The 18,255-nt window shown below is 67.7% G+C and carries 23 protein-coding genes and 1 tRNA gene; 6 read left to right on the top strand and 18 right to left on the bottom strand.

From position 1 onward, the window contains the following. Window positions 1-36: 36 nt before the first annotated feature. Window positions 37-109 (top strand) — tRNA-Arg (locus ACWDN5_RS16340). 128 nt (window positions 110-237) lie between these two features. Here ACWDN5_RS16340 and ACWDN5_RS16335 read toward each other — a convergent pair. The 14 genes from ACWDN5_RS16335 to ACWDN5_RS16270 form a co-directional block, all read right to left on the bottom strand. After that, window positions 238-1,656 (bottom strand): tyrosine-type recombinase/integrase, encoded by a 1,419-nt coding sequence (locus ACWDN5_RS16335; protein ID WP_449676883.1) that lies wholly within the window; start codon window positions 1,654-1,656, stop codon window positions 238-240. Continuing rightward, a complete protein-coding gene (locus ACWDN5_RS16330; RefSeq protein ID WP_084469831.1) occupies window positions 1,653-1,838 on the bottom strand; it encodes a helix-turn-helix transcriptional regulator in 186 nt (61 codons plus the stop codon). The genes ACWDN5_RS16335 and ACWDN5_RS16330 overlap by 4 nt, the downstream gene beginning before the upstream one ends. Before the next feature lie 197 nt (window positions 1,839-2,035). Continuing rightward, complete coding sequence (locus ACWDN5_RS16325; RefSeq protein ID WP_449676882.1) at window positions 2,036-2,749, bottom strand: hypothetical protein; 714 nt, start codon at window positions 2,747-2,749, stop codon at window positions 2,036-2,038. 133 nt (window positions 2,750-2,882) lie between these two features. Beyond that, window positions 2,883-3,914, bottom strand: coding sequence for an AAA family ATPase (locus ACWDN5_RS16320; RefSeq protein ID WP_449676881.1), 1,032 nt, complete (start codon window positions 3,912-3,914; stop codon window positions 2,883-2,885). Window positions 3,915-3,948: 34 nt separating this feature from the next. Further along, entirely contained in the window at window positions 3,949-4,887 is a 939-nt protein-coding gene (locus ACWDN5_RS16315) for a bifunctional DNA primase/polymerase (protein WP_449676879.1), read from the bottom strand. Beyond that, entirely contained in the window at window positions 4,887-5,516 is a 630-nt protein-coding gene (locus ACWDN5_RS16310; RefSeq protein ID WP_449676878.1) for a hypothetical protein, read from the bottom strand. The genes ACWDN5_RS16315 and ACWDN5_RS16310 overlap by 1 nt, the downstream gene beginning before the upstream one ends. Window positions 5,517-5,574: 58 nt before the next feature. Beyond that, window positions 5,575-5,745, bottom strand: coding sequence for a hypothetical protein (locus tag ACWDN5_RS16305; RefSeq protein WP_449676877.1), 171 nt, complete (start codon window positions 5,743-5,745; stop codon window positions 5,575-5,577). A 270-nt stretch (window positions 5,746-6,015) separates the two neighbouring features. Continuing rightward, a complete protein-coding gene (locus ACWDN5_RS16300) occupies window positions 6,016-8,187 on the bottom strand; it encodes a cell division protein FtsK (protein ID WP_449676876.1) in 2,172 nt (723 codons plus the stop codon). A 17-nt stretch (window positions 8,188-8,204) separates the two neighbouring features. Next, the gene (locus ACWDN5_RS16295) at window positions 8,205-9,305 is read right to left on the bottom strand and encodes a hypothetical protein (RefSeq protein ID WP_449676875.1); all 1,101 of its coding nucleotides are present in this window, start codon (window positions 9,303-9,305) and stop codon (window positions 8,205-8,207) included. Beyond that, entirely contained in the window at window positions 9,302-9,601 is a 300-nt protein-coding gene (locus ACWDN5_RS16290) for a hypothetical protein (protein WP_449676874.1), read from the bottom strand. The genes ACWDN5_RS16295 and ACWDN5_RS16290 overlap by 4 nt, the downstream gene beginning before the upstream one ends. Then, window positions 9,598-9,843 (bottom strand): hypothetical protein, encoded by a 246-nt coding sequence (locus ACWDN5_RS16285; protein ID WP_449676873.1) that lies wholly within the window; start codon window positions 9,841-9,843, stop codon window positions 9,598-9,600. Before ACWDN5_RS16285 ends, ACWDN5_RS16290 begins: the two co-directional genes overlap by 4 nt. Before the next feature lie 97 nt (window positions 9,844-9,940). After that, window positions 9,941-10,369, bottom strand: coding sequence for an RRQRL motif-containing zinc-binding protein (locus ACWDN5_RS16280; protein WP_449676872.1), 429 nt, complete (start codon window positions 10,367-10,369; stop codon window positions 9,941-9,943). Further along, on the bottom strand, window positions 10,366-10,638 hold the full coding sequence (locus ACWDN5_RS16275; protein WP_449676871.1) for a hypothetical protein: 273 nt from the start codon (window positions 10,636-10,638) through the stop codon (window positions 10,366-10,368). The genes ACWDN5_RS16280 and ACWDN5_RS16275 overlap by 4 nt, the downstream gene beginning before the upstream one ends. A gap of 110 nt (window positions 10,639-10,748) precedes the next feature. Continuing rightward, window positions 10,749-11,015, bottom strand: a complete 267-nt coding sequence (locus ACWDN5_RS16270; RefSeq protein ID WP_449676870.1) for a hypothetical protein — start codon at window positions 11,013-11,015, stop codon at window positions 10,749-10,751. A 112-nt stretch (window positions 11,016-11,127) separates the two neighbouring features. On the opposite strand from ACWDN5_RS16270, the gene ACWDN5_RS16265 reads away from it, so the two are divergent. Further along, window positions 11,128-11,451 (top strand): GntR family transcriptional regulator, encoded by a 324-nt coding sequence (locus tag ACWDN5_RS16265; RefSeq protein WP_449676869.1) that lies wholly within the window; start codon window positions 11,128-11,130, stop codon window positions 11,449-11,451. On the opposite strand, the gene ACWDN5_RS16260 is transcribed toward ACWDN5_RS16265, so the two are convergent. Next, entirely contained in the window at window positions 11,444-11,647 is a 204-nt protein-coding gene (locus tag ACWDN5_RS16260) for a hypothetical protein (protein ID WP_449676868.1), read from the bottom strand. The two genes, ACWDN5_RS16265 and ACWDN5_RS16260, sit on opposite strands and share 8 nt — an antisense overlap. A 173-nt stretch (window positions 11,648-11,820) precedes the next feature. Here ACWDN5_RS16260 and ACWDN5_RS16255 point away from each other — a divergent pair, with 173 nt between their 5' ends. Both ACWDN5_RS16255 and ACWDN5_RS16250 read left to right on the top strand, forming a co-directional pair. Continuing rightward, the gene (locus tag ACWDN5_RS16255) at window positions 11,821-12,558 is read left to right on the top strand and encodes a helix-turn-helix domain-containing protein (protein ID WP_449676867.1); all 738 of its coding nucleotides are present in this window, start codon (window positions 11,821-11,823) and stop codon (window positions 12,556-12,558) included. Window positions 12,559-12,563: 5 nt separating this feature from the next. Further along, window positions 12,564-13,040 (top strand): NUDIX domain-containing protein, encoded by a 477-nt coding sequence (locus tag ACWDN5_RS16250; protein WP_449676866.1) that lies wholly within the window; start codon window positions 12,564-12,566, stop codon window positions 13,038-13,040. Here the strand turns inward: ACWDN5_RS16250 and ACWDN5_RS16245 are convergent. Further along, complete coding sequence (locus ACWDN5_RS16245) at window positions 13,028-13,576, bottom strand: HD domain-containing protein (RefSeq protein WP_449676865.1); 549 nt, start codon at window positions 13,574-13,576, stop codon at window positions 13,028-13,030. The genes ACWDN5_RS16250 and ACWDN5_RS16245 overlap by 13 nt on opposite strands. 545 nt (window positions 13,577-14,121) lie before the next feature. On the opposite strand from ACWDN5_RS16245, the gene ACWDN5_RS16240 reads away from it, so the two are divergent. Together ACWDN5_RS16240 and ACWDN5_RS16235 are read left to right on the top strand one after the other, a co-directional pair. Further along, on the top strand, window positions 14,122-15,447 hold the full coding sequence (locus tag ACWDN5_RS16240; protein ID WP_449676864.1) for an AlbA family DNA-binding domain-containing protein: 1,326 nt from the start codon (window positions 14,122-14,124) through the stop codon (window positions 15,445-15,447). A 48-nt stretch (window positions 15,448-15,495) separates the two neighbouring features. After that, window positions 15,496-16,419 (top strand): YDG/SRA domain-containing protein, encoded by a 924-nt coding sequence (locus tag ACWDN5_RS16235; protein WP_449676863.1) that lies wholly within the window; start codon window positions 15,496-15,498, stop codon window positions 16,417-16,419. Between the two features lie 431 nt (window positions 16,420-16,850). Here the strand turns inward: ACWDN5_RS16235 and ACWDN5_RS16230 are convergent, their stop codons facing one another. Then, the gene (locus tag ACWDN5_RS16230; protein WP_449676862.1) at window positions 16,851-17,048 is read right to left on the bottom strand and encodes a ferredoxin; all 198 of its coding nucleotides are present in this window, start codon (window positions 17,046-17,048) and stop codon (window positions 16,851-16,853) included. Window positions 17,049-17,063: 15 nt separating this feature from the next. Further along, window positions 17,064-18,248 (bottom strand): cytochrome P450, encoded by a 1,185-nt coding sequence (locus tag ACWDN5_RS16225; RefSeq protein WP_449676861.1) that lies wholly within the window; start codon window positions 18,246-18,248, stop codon window positions 17,064-17,066. Window positions 18,249-18,255: the final 7 nt, after the last annotated feature.

Here is an 18,255-nt window from a genome sequence, read left to right as displayed (position 1 = left end):
GGCATGCGCTAAGCTTTCGGAGTCGCCCAGCGATGGGCCCTCGTAGCTCAGGGGATAGAGCACTGCCCTCCGGAGGCAGGTGTCGCAGGTTCGAATCCTGCCGAGGGCACCCTTCTTGAACACGCAAAACCGGCCCCTACCAGCGAGAACGCGGTAGGGGCCGATTCATGTCTTACCCGGCCAACCACGGCGGACCACGACCGAATCCGGGCGTCTGTGTGCGATGCGTGTGCGCGCTCACCGCGGCGGCGGGGTGCCGAGCACGCGTTCGATCTGCCGCTTGGCGGCCTCCTCCCCGCCGTCGAGGAAGCTGGCGTAGACCTCCAGCAGCACTGCGATCGACTGACCGGCCCACAGCGCGACCGTCGCGGCCGGCACACCGGCAGCCAGCCACGTACTCACCGCGGCGTGGCGGAGGTCGTACGGCCGGCGTACCAGCGGACCCCGCGCCACTTCGGCCGTGAACGTCGCCTCACGAGCCGCACGGAACACCTTGGTGTAGGTGACCTTCGAGACCGGTCCCCCGCGCTCACCGACGAACAGGCGCCCATCCGGGCCGTAGCCGAACTGCTCGATGTGGCGCCACAGGATGGCGGTCAGCTCGGGTGCGCAGGGCACCGGCCGCACCTCCCCTGCGGACCGCGACTTCAGCGGCCGGTCCTCCCCCACTGTGCCGGCGTCGGTCCACAGAGCATCGATGTACGGCCTTGCTTCTTCGAGGTGCAGTGTCCCCCAGTCGTACTCAAGTTGCCCACTGTCGGGGTTCTTTTGAGGAACAGGCAGCGACAGCTGCTCCTTGCGAAGGTTTGTCGCCTCCTCCGGACGGAGCGCGGCGAAGTACATCAGCGCAAAGAACGCTTCGAGCCGATCGCCACTACGAGGTGTCTCCCCCACGATCCGCAGCAACGTACGTGCCTGTATCGGATTGGGAACCGCACGCCGATCGACCTTGCGCTTGCCCTTCGGCATGTTGGCCCATTTCGTGTCCGGCAACGGGTTGCCATCAAGCACCTTGAGTTCTTTCGCGGCGTAGTCGAGCGCGTTGGACAGCACCGAACGGGTTCGACGGGCGACCGTGGGCGCGTAAGGCTTGCCGTCGAGCCTTTTCGTGACGGCTCGCTGCAAGCTGCGCAGCGTCTCAGCCTCCGCGGCCGTCGACACGGACGCGGTGTGGCGAGAAAGCCAGTCGAGTACTCGCGCCGCATCGACCGGCAGCGCGTCCGACTCGCGCCTTGGCGTGTTGTACCCCCATTGGCGAACCACCGACCGAATCGTCTCGGCATCCGGCCGCCCCGGCTTGTCCGGCACGAAGACCGGCAGCACCCGAATCAACGCCTCAGCAGTGGTTTGGCGTGCCGTGGCGGCAAGATCCGGCCATTTCATGTCCAGGTACTTGCACGTCATCACGAACCACGACATGCGCTCAACCGGCTTGCTGTGTTCCACCGGCAACCCGGTGGTGAGGTCGAAGGGCGTACCGGCTCGCTGTGCCGTGATGAGTTCCGAACGGAAGCTGTCCGCCTGCGCGGCAACCTTGAACGTCTTCCAGAACCGGGACTTCTCGACCTGCCACCGCACCGCGTGGGCGGTGACCTTGCCCTGTCGGTTCTTGCGCGGCGTAATGCCGAAAACGCGCACCTGATAGCTCGTGTTCACGCGGCCTCCAAACAGGACTCAAGCCAGGCATCGACGTCGGCACGTCGGATGCGCAATTGGCGGTTGGGGAGCTTCAGGCAGCGCGGCGCGCGTCCCTTGGCACGCCAGTCATCGAAGGTCGAGCGGGCGATATCGAACTCTTCGCAGAACTCGTCAACGGTGAGGTGTTCACGTGCGGCCATGTCGGTGTCTCCGGAACTAGGCGAGCGACTGTGGAGGCGACGAACATGGGTGGCTCCTTTCGAGGGTGTCACAGCAGGTGTCACACCTGTTTGTGCTGGTCAGGGTGGGTTGAGTGACGGAGTGACAGGTGTGACACCGGTGGGGTGGTCGCTGGTGTCACACCTGTCGGGGACGTGACAACGTGCAGGTCAGGCGGCTACGGGAGTCCGCGGCGTTTCTGCTCGGCCCGGATCTCGTCGTAGGTCCGCGACGGAATCAGAGGGTCCCGCAGGGCTTGGGCGAGATCGTCATCGGTGGCGTTGCCGATGCCGGCGGCCTGCACGCGGTCCTTCGCACTGGTGTCGTGTGGGCGCTCGATCCGCATGAAGTGCTGGGCGTCGCCGCCGATCTCGATCGCCGCGGCGTTGTCCACGTCGGTGAGGACCTTGCGGTTGTCCTCCGGTACGAAATCGACGTTGGGATTGTTGCGGTCCATGTCCCGCAGGACCCGGGTCAGCTCGTTGTGGTCGACGTCTCCGAGAGCCTTGCGGAGTTCCACGAGACTGACCCATTCGCCGTCCGCCGTGGCCAGCTTCGCCACGGCGTCGCGGATGCGCTCCTCAGTGGATCCGGTCGGCGTGCTGCTCGGTTCCGGCTTGCTGGGCTTCGTTTCGTCGGGCTTGGGCATGGGCTTCTCCGGCGGGGTCGGGGTGGGCAGCTGGCCGGTGAACGTGCCGGCGTCGGGCGGCGGGTTGCCGGTGGCGGCGGTGTATTTGGCTTCGGCAGCGGCGACCGCGGCCGGGTCGCCGGCGGCGTGGGCGGCTTCCAGGCCGCGGCGGGCGCGGGAGCGGGCCTGGCGGGCGCGGGCGCCGGCGGCGCCGCAGCTGCGACCGTTGCACCGGCGGCCACCTTCGGCGGCTGATCGACACATCCGGATCTCCTCTCGGTGCAGTGAGCTGGGCTTTGTCACGTCCCTATGGCTCGCAGTCGCCGGCCGCGGCGGTGACGGCCGGGTGACAGGTGTGGTGGGGTGTCCCACCCGCTGTCACACCCGTTTGCGCTGGTCAGGTGCCATTGAGGGACAGCGGGGACAGGTGGGACACCTCGGGGGTGTCCCCGTTGTCGCTGGTACCGGGGGCGCTGTACGTGCCGTCCGGGGTCTTGTGCAGCTGTCCCGCGTCGGCCATGCGCGCACAGGTCTTGCGGACGGTGTTCGGGACGGTGTCGAGCGCTTCGGCGATCCGGGCGGGCTTGAGCGGCCCGTGCTCGCGCAGCAGGCGCAGGATGTCGGCGCGGGTGTCGGCGACCAGGTGATCGGCGGCGGGGCCGTCAAGCTTGGTCCAGGCGCCGGCGGTCGCGTCGAAGGTCATCGCGTAGTCGGTCTCTTCGACGTCGCGGCCGGTCACGTGCAGCACGCCATCGGCCTGCCCACGGGCGCGCTCGAGCACCAGGGTGGCGTCCATCGCGCCGGTCAGCCCGGCAGTGCCGGACACCATGTTCTGCCAGTCGTCAGCGTCCTGCTTGCGGACGTGGTGGATCAGCAGGAACGGCACGCCGTAGTGGTCGGCGATCTCCTTGAACCGGGCGCCCGCGGCGTAGTCGGAGGCGTAGGCAGACGCCCCGGGCAGGACTGGGCCCCGGATCTTCTGCAGCGTGTCGATGATGACCAACCGGGCCGTCGGGTTCTCCTCCAGCCACTCCCGGAGCACCTCGTCCCCACCGGCGTTCATGGTGGGGCACGAGGTTTCCAGGGTCAGCAGCGGCGACGGGCGCCCACCGGCGGCGATCTGCTGCCGCCGCCGGCGCTGCAACCGGCGGCCGGTGTCCTCCAGCGCGCAGTAGAGGACCGGGCCGCGTTCGACCTCGATCGAGCCGAGCGCGGGTTCCCCGTTCGCGATGGACGCGGCGAGCCCGAGGGACATCCATGACTTCCCCAGCTTCGGCGCACCGGCCAGCAGGTTGACCCCTTCGGCGAGCAGGCCGGGAACGGCCCACTTGACCGGCGGAAACTCCTCTCGCATCAGCTCGGCATCCGTCCACCGGGTGCGGCGGACGGGCGGTGTCGGCACGGCGGCCAGCGGCCGGGGCGTGGTCATGGTTCGGACCTCCAGGGACGTGACAACGTGCAGGTCAGGCGATCCGGCGGGGACGCTTGGCGCCGGCCCGCAGACCGGACGCGATCGTGGTTTCGGCTTCGCGGGCGGTGAACTGCCGCGTGCCGATGTGGCGGCCGGCCGCGGTCATCAGCGCGGCGCGCACCTCGTCTTCGGTGAGCGCACCGCCGGCCACGAGCTGCCCGAGGGCGACCGCGGCGGCGAAGAGCGTGCCGTTGCGGTTCTGCCGCGCGTCGGCGACCTTCCCCGCTTCCGCCCGCACCGCGGCGTCGAGGTAGCGGGAGCGCCGGCCGCCGGCGGGCCGGATCGGCAGCACCGGCGCGGCCGGCAGCGGCGCGGGGGTGAGCCGGTCGACCAGCCAGCCGGGGAGCTCCGCGACCTCGCCGTCCCACAGGAACGCGTACCGGCCGGTGGTGGTGACCGTGCCGGGGCCGACGACGTAGCCGCCGCCGGCGCGGGTGTCGACCTTCCAGCCCAGGCCGTTGCCGTCCTCGCCGCGGGTGTTCCGCAGTGTCACGTCCCCCGGCAGCCGGTAGTACAGGTGCAGCCCGCCCGAGGGAGTCCGGACCGTGAGCGTGTCCCCGGGCAGCTCCTCACCGGCCTCGTCGGCGACGACGGCGAGGACGTCTTCGCCGGACCGCGCGCCGGCCGCGGCCCACCGCTCCGGCACGGTCTCGCCGGACTTGAGCGTGTCGAGGTCGAGCACGCACAGCCCGGACGGCCCGGTGGCCACCCCGATGCCGTACGGCGCCTGGGTCCACGCGGCGCGGATCTTGTCCGGGTCGGTGGTGGCGCGCTGCTCCCAGGTGCGGTGTCCGCCGGCGCACCGGCCGGTACCGGGGCAGCCGTCTTCGGCGTGCCCGGCCGGGCGCTTGCTGCCCGGCCGGAGCGGGAAGACGTGCCACCCGCGGGCCGCGGCGGCCAATGCCGCGGTGAGCGTGTCCATTGTGGTCATCAGGCGCCCTTTCCGGTGGTGCGGCTGTAGGCGGTGGTGCGGTGGGCGAGCCAGTCGTGAGTGACGAACCGGTCCTGCCCGAAGTCGTCGGCGATCGCGGCGAGGGCGGGCAGCTGTTCCCAGTCGGCGAAGGTCAGCGCGCCCGGCTCTCGGTAGACCTGCACGTCGCCGTCGGGCAGTCGGCGAGCCGAGATGAGTTCCGCCGACATCCCGGACCACACCCGCTGCTCACGCATCACCCGCTGCTCGAACTCGGCGAAGGTGTGCACCCGGGCGCCCGGGGCGTAGCCCTCGCGCAGTCCGATGACAACCAGCACGGCGGAGCGGATCATCTGGCCCCGGCTGTGCCAGTTGTCGCCGGTGGCCAGCTGGGCGGCGGCGCGTTCGCAGTCGTCCAGGGCCGGGGTGCCGTGGGTGACGCTGGGGTCGCGCACCAGCAGCAGCGATGAGCAGAAGTCGCTGCCACCGGTGCGGGCGTAGGCGGTCAGCGGCACACCTGTGCGACCGACGAGCGCCGCGATCTCGTCCACCACCTCAGCGACCGGAACATCCGGTGCAGCGGACAGGAACTGGTGGGCCCACACGCCGGTGGCGTCGGCGGCCCAGCGGTAGGGAGCGAAAGCAGCCATGTCAGGAGTCCTTTCCGGACGGTTGTCTGGGATGCGGTGCTTGGGCTGACCGGCGCGGCTACTTGGCCTGCTGGGCGGCCTGCACGGCGGCGCAGCCGGGGCAGGTCTTGACGAACATCGGGAACCACAACGTCTTGGCCTCGCCGGGCGGGATGGTCAGGCCGCAGAGCGTCTTGACGTTGCCGGACCACCAGGACTTCTTGCCGATGTGCGCGTACTGGGTCGCCATCTCAGGTCCCTTCCGTTGGTGACGGTGTGTGCCTGTTTTCGGGTAGGAGGTGCCGGCGCGAGCACCCCTGCGGTGGTGTCGCGTGGCGGTGAGATCGGTGAGTTAGGTCGCGGAATCCGGGTTAGGTTTCTAACCTCGCCGGTTAGCCGGGCCGTATGGCTTCTGGCCTGCGGAAAGTGAGATGGGTTAGGTGGGTTAGCCCGCCGCCGACGGCCGGGTTCCCGGCCGGATTCGGTGGTGTGTGCGGGACGGCGGGCGAGCTAACCCGGGCTAGCTTTCGTCGTCGAGGTCGGCGGTCGCCTGCCCGGCCATGGCCTCACGGATCGTGACCGGGTCGACCGGGTAGCGGTTCTGCGAGCTGGGCACCTTCACCCCGACCGCGGCCAGGTCGGCGCACAGCTGCTTGCCGGTCAGGCCGCTGTACTCGGTCGCCAGCGCGATCAACAGCGGCGCTGCCTTCGCGGCCGGGACCGGCTCATCCCCGAGGACCTCGCAGAGGTCTTCGAGCAGGTTCCGCGGCGCCGGTAGCGCCTCCGATCCGTCGTTGTCCCTGGTGGACCACGGAACCCGGCCGCGCTTGGCGATTGCGGCGAGCCCGCGTTCGATGATCGGGGTGACCTGGTCGTGGTCCTTCGACACGTCGAGGAAGTAGACCTGCACGATCTCCGAGCGTTCTCCGGAGAACCCCTTGACCACGGCGGTTCCCTTGTCGGTGCCAGGAATCAGCTCCGTAGCGCGGTGACCGGCGGAGTAGGCGCCCTGACCGAGCAACGCGTCATTGGCGACGTGGTCGCCCACGGCGAACGCGATGCCATTGGAGCAGTTGCGTGTCACGTCCCTGGGCATGCTGTCCTTCGTCGGCGCCTGCGTGGAGACGATCAGGTGGATGGCGCGCTTGCGGCCCAGGCGGACGATGTCGACCAGCAGCTGGGAGATGTCCTTGCCGTACTTGGGGTGCTGGATCGCGACATGGGCCTCTTCCAGCAGGCCGAAGATCGGGTGCAACCCGACGTTCTTCGACGCGTATTCCCTGGTCACGGCCGGAATCTCGTACTTGACCAGCAGGTCACCGCGGCGCTGCACCTCCGCGTGCAGCTCCCGCAGGTCCGCAAGGATCTGGGCGATCTTCTCGTCTTCGGCGCCCATCACGTAGCGGGAGCACCGCGGCGCGAACACCTCGAAGTCGAAGTTCGCGTCCGGCACCCAAATCCGCAGCTCAGCGGTGGGATCCAGGGCGGCGCCGGCCATGACGACCCGCGCCGCGGAGGACTTGCCCTGGCCGGGCATGCCGCCGCAGATGGTGTTGCGCTCCAGCAGCGGCGCCATCATCGGTTCCCCGCGCAGCGTCCGTCCGAACGGGACACCCTTGAACACGTCCACCGCACCGTCTTCCAGCAGCGGATACTCCCCCGCGCCTTCCGAGAGTGCGCCCTTGTCGGCCACCCACAGGTCCAGGATCCCGGCTTCGCTGCCGGTGGTCGGCCACACCTCTTTGGACAGCCGGTGCAGGCCGGTGGCCAAGTCCGCGCGCCGGCGGGCGACCTTCTCGGCAGTGACCCCGGCCGGGAGCCGGACGACGGCGTGCGTGCCGCGTCCGTCCCGGCGTGCCGGGGTCAGGTACTGCATCGGCAGCCCTTCCTTCAGGTAGTTGGTGATCTGCGGAATCCGAAGCGCCGCAAGGGCTTGCGCGATCGTCGTCTCATCGATCGCCACGTCGGAGTCCTGCGTGGACGTGGCCAGCCAGCCGGGAACCTTGCCGCGCTGGCGGCCCTCGCGCCACGCCGCGAGCACCACACCGACGCTGATCACGTAGGGCGCGACCAGCGCCAACGGCGTCCAGGCCCACGCAATGGCGGTGAAGATGAACCTCAGGGCGTCCATCACTCCGCCGACCACGCGGGTGAACTCGCCGGCGCCGGACAGCTGCACCAACAGCCCGATCAGCAGCACGATCACCACCAGCGCCGCCAACCCCACGACCCCGGCCTTGACCAGGCCGACCAGCAGTTTCGGCAGGTCCATCACCCGGCGGTGCCGGGCGTCCTGCACCCGGGCCTTGCGCTCCAGCCATTCCGCGACCAGGGCCTGATCCCCCATCGCTTCGGCGGCCTTGATCTGGCGCCGGTAGACACCCAAAGTGGAGGCGTCCCACATCCGGCCGCGCCACGAGTCCAGGCCCTGAATCACCGTCAGGCCGTGGTTCAGCACCGTCTTCGTCGTCTCGTGCGTCGCCGCCTTGCGCGCCACGGTGGCGGCCAGCACGACGTCCCGGCGGTAGCCCTCGTAGCGGGCCAGGGCGCGGGCCTTCTGCGACGTGCGCGCCGCGTATTCCTCCGCCGTCAAGATCTCGTCCGGCTCGATCGCCTCCCCCGCCCCGCCGGGGACCGGCAGGTGGTGGACGGTGGCCAGCTCCCCGGCGCCTGGGGTCGTGTCGGTGCTCATGGTGGTGTCCTCCCGGCTCACTGGTTCGGGTTCTTGTGCTCGTTGCGCAGCTGCCGCGCGGACTTGATCGCGCAGCGCAGCGTCTTGCGGATCGACTCCGCCGACGTCGGGTCCATCGGGACGTCGGGGTCGGCGATCGCCGCCGCGAACTCGGCGCGCAGCTGGTCGAGCGTGCGCGTCTTCGGCGCGGGGATCGTGCGGCGGGTCGGGGTCGACTTCCGCTGGTCGGCGGGGTGGTCGAGGGTCAGCACCGGAGCGTCGACGATCGGCCCGTCCTCGGCGACCGGGGCGGTGTCGGCGTGGGTGGTCAGGTAGGCGGCCACCTCATCGGCCAGGATGTCGCCGGCGTGCCGGTCCGGCTCCACCACCGCGGCCAGCCGACGCCCGTCGAGGGTGTAGCGGCCCGGGGTGAACACCAGCCGCGCGGTGCCGTCGGCAGCCAGTTCCGCGACCGCGGTCCGGACGGCGGCCCGCTGCACCCTTGCGACCTTGCGCAGCGTCGTGCGCTCGATCCGGGCCGCGGCCCGCTCCGCCGCCGACCGCGGCGGCGACGCGACCGCGAGCTGGTGAGCGATGACGCCTGCGACGGACACGATGCCCATCACCACCGCCGCGTCCCACCCGCGGCCCACGCCGTGCAGCACGTTCAGCGCGAACCCCACGCCGGCGAACACCCACGTCCCGACCTGCAGCGCCCACACGGGCCGCTGGGGGTGGCGGTGCCGGGTGACCTCCACCGCGAACGCGAACGCCCACATTCCCAGCTCCGACAGTGCCGGCAGCGCCGCGCCGGTCGCGTCCCCGTAGACGCCCACGCCGTAGCCGGCCATGGCGGGCACGGCCATGCCCGCCGACACCAGCGCGAGCAGGTAGATCGGCAGCCGGACCCGGTTCGCCGACAACCACCCGGTGACCCGGGCGAGCGTCGCGGCGCGGCGGGCCTGGCGGGCCTTGCGCTGCTGGTCGGCCAGCTTCGCCGCGGCCGCGGTGTCCGTGCGGCGCTGCTCGGCCGCCGCGTCCCGTGCCCGCAGCTTGCGCTCCAGCGCGGCGTTCGCGTTCTGCCGCTGGATCTCCGCTTCGGCCGCGCGGGTGGCGCGGCGCTCGTCTGCCCAGCTCATCGGGTCCCCTCCCGGCTCGCACGGTCGCTCACGGCCTCGTCATCGGTGGCGGCCGGCGTCGCCGGCAGCTGCTTGCGGTCAGGGGTGCCGGCGCGCAGCCGGACCTGGTCGCGGTGGTCGCGCACTTCGTGCACCGCCCACCCGGCCGCCACGACCGCGGACACCAGGGCGAACCACGGGGTGAACACCCACGCCAGGACCAGCGGCCCGAAGACGCCGGCCAGCTCACCGAAGTGCCACACCGCCCACTCAATGACCAGCTGCAGGCGGGTCCGCTGCTCACGCTGCACGTTCATCGGGGCACCTCCTGCCCAGTCGGGAAATCTGCGGGGAAGAACTGGTTGACCGGCCGCTGCGGCGGTTTCGACGCCTGCGCCGCCGCGGCCCGGTCGAGCCGGACCAGCACCCCTGCCAGGATCTGCTCGGCGATCACCAGCGGGATCCGCAGCAGGTGCAGGACCAGGAACAGGCACACCGTCCCGGCGAACCGGACCAGCGCGAGGGTTCCGTACCGCTGCAACACCTCGAACGTGTTCACCGCGACACCTCCTGTGCTTCGGCCTCGCGCCGCGCGTTGTCGATGGCTTCCTGTTCGGCCTGCACCCGGGCGTGCCATGCGCCGGAGTCGTTCTGGCTCACGCGGCCACCTCCACCCGGTCGGCCTGCTCGCCCTCGAAGCAGGCCCAGCACTGGCGGGTGCTGGTCGGCACGCAGTAGTCCTGGATTTCGCCGCAGTCCACGCAGGTGCGGCGGGCTTCCATCGCGTGGTCCAGCTGCCCCGGCACCGCCGGGCGCTTGACCGCGGCCCGCTCCACCGAGAACAGCTCCGCCACGGTCTCCCGGGCGTAGGGGCGGTGGTGGCGGAACACCAGCAACGCCACCGGGTCCTGCCCGCCCGGCCGCAACCCGACCTCCCGCAGCTGCGTGCGGGTCAACAGCGTGGACGGGGCCTCGCCCCACCCGAACACCGGCAGCCCATCCCGCTCCCCGCGGCAGAGCGCCACGTGGTGGGTCCGGCCGTCGAACACCGTGGTCACCCGCTGACGCCGGTTGCGCGGGTTCACTGGGCCACCGGCCCGTCGGCGAGGCCGTCCAGCTCAGCCAGAGCCAGCAGCCGCAGCTGCGTGGCGACGTCGAGGTAGACGCCGGCGCGGTCCCGCTTCACCGCGGCCGGCACCGTGTCATTGGCCAGCAGGAACGCGGCGTTGGACATCAGCGTCATGCCGACTTCGTGCAGGCGGCCGGAGACCTCGCGGGAGATCAGGGCGTTCAGCTCAGCCGGGGTGTAGGCGAAGGTCGCGGCCTCGCGCTCCGGGGCGGCGGTGTCTACCATCTGGGTTTCCTCCGTACGGTTTCGCGACTGCTCGGTGGAACCCGGCGCGGTCGGCACGTTCTTGCCGGAAGGGGCCGCCGCGTCGGGGCTGAACAACAGGCGGGCCGCCATCACGCGGCCTCACCAGCGGACGACCAGGTCGCCGGCACACGGACCGGTAGCGCCCGCAGCGCCTCACGGCCGGCACGGCGACGCGCCCGGCTCACCCGGCGCTGGTCGTTGAAGTCGAAGCGGTAGGCCGCCTCCGCTGCGAACTCGTCCGCGGCCAGCTCCCGGTCCACGTCTTCCAGAAGCGCGTCGATCAGCGCTTCGGTCAGACCATCCGGGTAGAACGCAGCGGCTTCGCCGGCGGAGAAGGCGGTGAACTCGGAACTCATCGGAACCCCTTTCGGTAACTGACATAGATCACTGTAGATCAGTACATATCAATCGCAAGTCGGCCATTCAGGTGAACTATGTCGGTGTGCGTCAGAGCTGTAGACTGATCGAATGGAGCCTGTAGGTGGAGCGGTCTACGAGCGGGTGGCAGAGACGATCCGCCGGGACATTCGGAGCGGGACCCTGCAGCCGGGCGACAAGTTGCCAGGCAATCGGGATCTTGCCGAGCAACACGGCGTAGCCCTTGGCACCGCTCAGAAGGCTTTGAAGTCCCTGCAGGACGAAGGATGGGTGACGACTACTCCTGCGGTTGGCGTCTTCGTGAGCGGGATCCCGGAGCAGTCTGTGAGCGTTGAGGAACAGCTGCGCGAGCTACGCGCCGCAGTAGCCGACCTGTCAGCTCGTCTGGAGCGCATCGAGGGTGGCGCTAGCTAGCGATGTCCCGCCCGAACGACGCCAGCCCGTCTCCAATGGCTCCCAGCCACCCGAAAGCCGCCCGAACGAAGATCACCGCGTCTGCGGGGTGCTTGACCACCACCGCCAACGCAGCCAGGACGATCGCAGCGCCGATGACCTTGCCGCGAACGCTGCCGCCTTTCTCCTGCACCACCGGAGACGTTTTGCGAGCCATGATCCCCACCGTTCTCTTCGATTCCGGCCGCTCCGTCCGGCGGCGTGATCTAAGAAAACCGCAGGTCAAAGGACGTAGGCACCGCACTTCCAGAGACCTTTCAGGACGTCCGGCGCGCACGTGGCGTCCCTCGGAAACGTCCCAAACGTCCCAGCGTGCGAAGGGGCGCCACCATGGCGAATGACCGGCTTCGCACGGCGATGCTCGCCGCCAACCTCGACGTCGAGCGCTTAGCGGCCAAAGTCGGTGTCGACCCGAAGACGGCGGACCGCTGGATTAGCAAGGAACGTGTCCCCCACCGCGGAACTCGGCACAAGATCCTGGCCGTGCTCGGCGGCCGCGAAGAAGACCTCTGGCCGTCGTTGGTGGCAGACACCCGGCCGGCCCACACGGAGTCCGAACTCGTGCACCTCTACGAGTCGCGCTCCTCGATCACCGGCGCCGGTTGGGAAGCGCTGCTGAACGGGGTGCAGCAAAGCATGGACGTCTTGGTCTTCTCGGGGGCTTTCCTGGTCGAGCAGTACAACTTCGTCCCGCTCGTTCGCAAGAAGGCCGCGGCCGGCGTGCGGTTCCGTCTCCTGGTCGGCAATGAGACGGCGCCGGCTGTGATTCAGCGGGCCGTCGAGGAAGGCACCCCCGGCGGCCTCGAAGGCCGCGTGCAGCTCATGCGCCGCTACCTGTCCGACGTCGTCGGCTTGGACGGCGTAGAGGTCCGCACACACGGCGAAATCTTGTACAACTCGCTGTACCGGTTCGACGATGATCTACTCGTCAACGGCCACGCCTTCGGCGCCCTGGCCGGCCAGAGCCCGGTCATGCACCTGAAGCGGCAGCCCAACGGCCAGATGTGGGACCACTTCATGCGGTCCTTCGAACGGACCTGGGACCTGGGCGTCTCGGAGAAGGGTTAGGCGTCATGGCGCGCGTCGACTACTTCGACGACCCGGCCGCGCCCGCGGCCAACAGCGTGGTCCCGTCCGTCACGGTGGTCATCCGCGACGACGCCGGCCGCGTCCTGCTCATCCACAAGATCGACAACGACCTGTGGGCGCTTCCGGGCGGCGGCCATGACGTCGGCGAGCGGATCACGGATACCGCGGTCCGTGAGGTTCGCGAGGAAACCGGCCTAGACATCGAGGTGACCCGGCTCGTGGGCACATACACAGACCCTCGGCACGTGATGGCGTACGACGACGGCGAGGTCCGGCAGCAGTTTTCCCTGTGCTTTGAGGGACGCTGGATCGGCGGCCAGCCGCGGGAAGATGGCACCGAAACGAAGGCTGTGCGCTGGGTCGAGCCCGCCGAACTCGACAGCTTGAACATTCACCCGTCAATGCGGCTTAGGATCGATCACGCGCTGGATGCGAGCCGCACCGTGCCTTACCTGGGCTGATTGGCCAATCGAGCCTCGGTTCGCTTCACTGACTCCTTGAGGATCGGCGCAGCCTTTACCCACGTCCTGTGTACAGGGTCGTCAGGCGGGTAGCGCTTGAGAATCTCGTCGATCCGCTCGTCGTAAGTCAACCTCTGACCGTCCGGGCCCGTCGTCAGGTCGGCCGTCACGAGTGCGTCCAAAGTTGGTGAGTCCTCGAACGGGAACTCTGCGAGTTCAGAACTCAACCCACGTTCCTCCGCCTCGAAGCGTGCACCTGAATGGTGAGCCACGAGATTCACTACCGAGGTAGGCCAGCCCTGGTCACGCAGGTGGCGAGCCCCGTCCAAGGGGTGGAATCGGGTGTGACCGATCGATGGTGCATAGCCGATGTCGTGCAGCCATGCAGCGGACACGAGGACATCAGACTCGTCAGCTGACACAGCCGACGACAGTGTCCGAGCGCGCGCCGCAACGCTTTGGACATGCTGCCAGCGCCGGCCCAGCGGAGCCACGAACCCTTCGGCGACTCTTGCCGCGTCCTCGACGGTGAACATGAGATCCCACGCTACAGCTTCGGCCAGACTGCCACGACGCGCCGCAGGAGGAACAGCGAGCTTGCTGGTTCAGCACCGCCAGACAGGCTCACAGACAAGTGGCCCTTCCGGAAGCCGGAAGGGCCACTCGCGACCGTTAGCTCAGGTTAGGAGGGGCGAGCCAACCAAGATCCGCACTCCGAGCGCCCACGTCGTCTCGCACACAGCAACCTTCACTGAATCACGTCGTTTCATGAGCCTCACCTGCCCTTCTCTTTGTCGTCATCGTTCGTGGTACCTCTAGCAGCAGTCACACCGATGTACTTAATGACACAGAGAACAACGAAGGCCACCAGGAAGAACGGAACCCATCCGAGAATCGAACCGGAACCCCCCACCACTAGCCTCAACCAACGGGCAAGTGCACCTTAACTTCAAATGCGCCCAGACACAAGGCTGCCGAGATTTCACCGAAAGTCAGACATTCGCGAAAATCTTTGCCTTCGTAACATGAGCATGTCGCCAGCGATCTAGTAACACTGCACCCCAGGAGAGGAAGCAAGCCAGTGGCCACTCTGCGATCCCGTCGCCTCGAAGCTCTTTTCGGCTCAAGCCTCGACAATGTCGACGAAAATGGAATCCAAGGACTAGTCACCTCCGGCGCTCAGGAATCATTCGATCTCGACTTCAAGCGGGATCTATACGGCAACGGAGACAGCGAGGCAAGAAAACTTGCTGGCGACGTTGCAGCACTCGCCAATACCGCGGGCGGCGTAATCGTACTTGGCGTCGACGAAGACGACCAAGCGAGAGCAACCGATCCATGCGGGATCGAATTATCAGAAGCAGAAGTGGCAAGAATGCGTCAGATGATTGCATCTCGTACAGCACCGATGCCGATCTTCGAGATAAATGCCGTGCCTATAGCACGGCCAGCAGACCCCGAAAGGACCGGATTTTATATCATTTCCGTCCCGCGGAGCACCTCGGCGCCCCACGCCGTGTTGGTCAATGATGCGTTGCGCTACCCGAAACGCAATGGTTCAACAACGCGCTACTTGTCCGAACCGGAAGTAGCAGCGGCCTACCACGAACGCTCAACCGGACGCGCCGAACGTGGACAGAAAGCCTCTAAGGCTGAGAAATACGCGGTTGCGCGTTTGAACTTGTCCAGATCTCCCTGGCTCTTAGTTAGCATCATTCCAGAACTCTCCGGCGAGATGAATATATCCATGAGCACGTACCGAAATTTTCAGGAAGAAATGACAGCTGCAGGTGTAGATCCGACCCATAATGCCAACTTTCACAGATTTACAACGGACACCGATCGACTAATAGCCGACGGAGGCTACGGGGACTCGTCTTCGGAATATGGCTTGCTAGAGTGCTATCGCGACGGCTCCGGAGTCTTCGCGGTTGAGCTCCACACGCTACGCGTACCCGAGTACGCAACCGATGATGAAAATAGCGTGCGAATCGTCGCTGACGAATGGGTTACATACGGGCTAATTTCAGGACTCCTACACCTAGGGAAGCACGCACGAGACAGAGCCGCCACGAACGGCCTCGCCACAGTACGAGCACAGCTTGTATTTATTCAAGGCTCGCCTAAATTATTTGGAATCGGAAATAATCGCACCGGATTTAACACGCACGGAACCAAGCTAGTAAGGCCGCCCGAAGTAAGCTCAACAGTTGTTGATATTGACACAATATCAACACCGAGTCGCGATCTAATGATCGTTGTCAAACAGCTGTCAAATCAAATATTTCAAGGATTCGGCATTCCCGAGTCAATGCAGATCACAGATGCCGGCGAGATGCGCAAGGGCGCCTGGAAATACCGCGAACTCCTCGCATGGGCAGACCATTCACAGATTCCCGTAGTCTAAGTCACAGGCCGTCGCAAGCATGGGTGAGCTTCATCGTATTCTAGCCCCATGGCTAGCGTGCTTCGATATGGCGAGATCCCCGACGTGTCCGTCGGTGACACATTCGCAGACTACGACGCAATGAACGCGGTCGGTGTACACAGGGCATCACAGGGGGGAATCTCAGGCGGCAAGGACGGATCCGACTCCATCGTCGTAAACGGCGGGTACGACGACGACGTTGACGACGGTGACGAGATCATCTACACAGGCGGGGGCGGACGCCACCCGAACTCGCGAAAGCGACATGTGGCCGACCAGGAACTGACTCGGGCCAATGCAGGTCTCTTGCGAGCATACGAAGAGCGGCAGCCCATCCGCGTGATCCGCGGCTCGAACGGCGATAGTCGCTTCTCGCCCGTGACGGGCTATCGGTACGACGGCCTCTTCGGCATAACGGAGGTCTGGCCGGAGACCCGGGCGCAGGACGGCTTCCGCATCTGGCGCTTTCGCCTCGTCAAGCTCGGCACCGCGACCGCGGCGGCTCCGAAGTCGGACCCGGACGAAACCGAGGACGACAACACCTCGTGGACGGGCGGCCGGCAGACATCCTTGGTCAAGGTTCGGCGTGGACAGCGGCAGTTCCGTGCTGGGCTACTGGAGAAGTACGGCTTGACCTGCGCAGTTACAGGTCCAACGCCAAAGGAGGCACTCCAGGCCGCTCACCTCCGGGCGTTCGCCGAGCACGAAACGCACAAGCTCAGCGAAGGACTCCTGCTCAGGTCGGACATCCACGCGCTGTTCGACGCCGGCCTGCTCGCCATCGAGACCTCCAGCAGCACAATCGTCGTCGCACCGAGCCTGCGGGACCACCTCAGCTACGGATTACTTGCTGGCGCAAGTCTCGCCATACCCGCAGCCCTGATGCCAAGCTTGTCTGCCCTGGACGACCACCACAAAGCAGCGCAGGCCCGCTGGGCGCTCGAGGCGTAACACCGGGGGCGTGTCCAGGGTGTCACACCTGTCACACTGTCCCTCACCCCTGCTTGACCTGCAGATTTAGATGTGACAGGTGAGTGACACCTCCGATGACGGCTTCTCTCCCACACTAACTGTATGTCTCAGTAGTCACTACGAGTCGAGAAAGAGGCTGAAACAGCACTAAGTGGAGACCCCCTCCTCCAAATGCTGTTTCAGCCTCTTTTGGCCACGGTGTGCAATGCGTGTGCAAGCCGACGTCTCGACCGCCGCAGGGACGTGACAACCCGCAGGTCAGAGCCACGCACCGCCTTGCTTCACCCCATCCCTCCGGAGGCAGGTGTCGCAGGTTCGAATCCTGCCGAGGGCACCCCTACTCTTTCGCGCCGATCACGGTGATCGGACTCGCGTGACCCAATTCCCGGAACTCTCCCGCCACGGCGGTTTCACGGGAGTTCCCGCAGCGCGGCGACCGGGCACGACGTAACGGCCGCCCGGGCGGCGGCGAGCTGCTCCGGCGGGATGTCGGCGCCTTCGAAGTGGTGGACGAGTTCGGCCTCGTCGTCGAAATCGAAGATCGCGGGCGCCTGTTCGGTGCACAGGCCGTGACCTTCGCAGCGAGCGTGGTCGACGGAGATCTTCACCGGGTTTCCTTCCTTTCAGGCCGGGATGAGTTCGAGCGGGAGCCGCCCGAGGCGGTGGATGATGTTGTTGCGCGCCCACTCGGGTGGGCCGGCCGGCTTGATCTTGTCGACGCGGGCCACCAGCGCGCGCAGCATTGCCTGGGTTTCCAGGCGGGCGAGGCCCTGTCCGGCGCAGCCGTGCGTGCCGCGGCCGAAGCCGAGCTGGCGGGCCGCGTCACGGCGGATGTCGAACGTGCCGGGGTCGTCCCACTCCAGCTCGTCGCGGTTGGCCGACGCGTAGAGGACGAGGACCCGGGAGCCCGCGGGCAGGGCCGTGCCGGCCACCTCGGTGTCGCGCGCGACCTTGCGGCTGAAGGCGCGCAACGGCGATTCGAACCGGACGACCTCGTTGACCGCGTTGGGGATCCGGCCCGGGTCGTCCTTGAGGAGCCGCCACTGGCCGGGGTGGGTGGCGAACAGGTGCAGGGCGCTCGCGATCGCGCTGAGGGTGGTGTCCAGGGACGGCGCGAGGTAGTCGATCATCAGCGCCGGGCACTCGGCGTGGGCGAGTTCGCCCGCGTCGGCCGCGCGCAGCAGGTCGTCGCCCATGCTGCCGGGCAGCACCTTCCGCCGCTTCGCGACGGTGTGCGCGAACCGCGTCATGCCCAGGCCGGCCGGTACCGCCTGCACCGCCTGGCCGTTCAAGGGACCGAGGATGTCGAAAGTGGCCGCGCCCCACCGCAGCAGGTTCTCCCGCCCCTCCACCGGCCAGCCGACGAGGTCGGGGACCACCGCCGCGGGCAGTGCCGCCGCGACTTCGACGCCGTCGACGGTGCGCTGGGCGACTGCGGCGTCGACGATCTCGGCCGCTTGGCGTTCCACGACGTCCGTCATCGCGCGCAGGGCCCGGGGCGTGAGCCGGTGGGCGACCAGGGCTCGGCGGCGGGCGTGGTCTTCGCCGTCGCTGTTGAGCGTCGTGCCGCGGGAAAGCCGGTTGGCGACGGCATTCAGGGCCACGCCGTCGCCGGAGACGAAGGTCTTGTCGTCCAGCAGCACGGCCTTGCATTCGGCGTAGCGGGGCAGTGCGTACACCTTGTGCTTGGGCAGCCACACCACCGGACCGAGTTCGCGCAGGTCCGCGTAGTGCGGGTACGGGTCGAGGATCGCTTGCGGGGAATAGATGTCCGGCCGGTACACCGGCACTTCGTGGCGTCGGGGCATCGTCGCT

Source organism: Amycolatopsis sp. NPDC003731 (assembly GCF_053586895.1).
This window is presented reverse-complemented; position numbering and strand designations above follow the sequence as displayed.

Coding starts and splice junctions, on each gene's coding strand:
- ACWDN5_RS16330 (WP_084469831.1), bottom strand. CDS start 1,838: ATGGCCGCACGTGAACACCTCACCGTTGACGAGTTCTGCGAAGAGTTC.
- ACWDN5_RS16325 (WP_449676882.1), bottom strand. CDS start 2,749: ATGTGTCGATCAGCCGCCGAAGGTGGCCGCCGGTGCAACGGTCGCAGC.
- ACWDN5_RS16320 (WP_449676881.1), bottom strand. CDS start 3,914: ATGACCACGCCCCGGCCGCTGGCCGCCGTGCCGACACCGCCCGTCCGC.
- ACWDN5_RS16315 (WP_449676879.1), bottom strand. CDS start 4,887: ATGACCACAATGGACACGCTCACCGCGGCATTGGCCGCCGCGGCCCGC.
- ACWDN5_RS16310 (WP_449676878.1), bottom strand. CDS start 5,516: ATGGCTGCTTTCGCTCCCTACCGCTGGGCCGCCGACGCCACCGGCGTG.
- ACWDN5_RS16305 (WP_449676877.1), bottom strand. CDS start 5,745: ATGGCGACCCAGTACGCGCACATCGGCAAGAAGTCCTGGTGGTCCGGC.
- ACWDN5_RS16300 (WP_449676876.1), bottom strand. CDS start 8,187: ATGAGCACCGACACGACCCCAGGCGCCGGGGAGCTGGCCACCGTCCAC.
- ACWDN5_RS16295 (WP_449676875.1), bottom strand. CDS start 9,305: ATGAGCTGGGCAGACGAGCGCCGCGCCACCCGCGCGGCCGAAGCGGAG.
- ACWDN5_RS16290 (WP_449676874.1), bottom strand. CDS start 9,601: ATGAACGTGCAGCGTGAGCAGCGGACCCGCCTGCAGCTGGTCATTGAG.
- ACWDN5_RS16275 (WP_449676871.1), bottom strand. CDS start 10,638: ATGGTAGACACCGCCGCCCCGGAGCGCGAGGCCGCGACCTTCGCCTAC.
- ACWDN5_RS16270 (WP_449676870.1), bottom strand. CDS start 11,015: ATGAGTTCCGAGTTCACCGCCTTCTCCGCCGGCGAAGCCGCTGCGTTC.
- ACWDN5_RS16265 (WP_449676869.1), top strand. CDS start 11,128: ATGGAGCCTGTAGGTGGAGCGGTCTACGAGCGGGTGGCAGAGACGATC.
- ACWDN5_RS16260 (WP_449676868.1), bottom strand. CDS start 11,647: ATGGCTCGCAAAACGTCTCCGGTGGTGCAGGAGAAAGGCGGCAGCGTT.
- ACWDN5_RS16255 (WP_449676867.1), top strand. CDS start 11,821: ATGGCGAATGACCGGCTTCGCACGGCGATGCTCGCCGCCAACCTCGAC.
- ACWDN5_RS16250 (WP_449676866.1), top strand. CDS start 12,564: ATGGCGCGCGTCGACTACTTCGACGACCCGGCCGCGCCCGCGGCCAAC.
- ACWDN5_RS16245 (WP_449676865.1), bottom strand. CDS start 13,576: ATGTTCACCGTCGAGGACGCGGCAAGAGTCGCCGAAGGGTTCGTGGCT.
- ACWDN5_RS16235 (WP_449676863.1), top strand. CDS start 15,496: ATGGCTAGCGTGCTTCGATATGGCGAGATCCCCGACGTGTCCGTCGGT.
- ACWDN5_RS16225 (WP_449676861.1), bottom strand. CDS start 18,248: ATGCCCCGACGCCACGAAGTGCCGGTGTACCGGCCGGACATCTATTCC.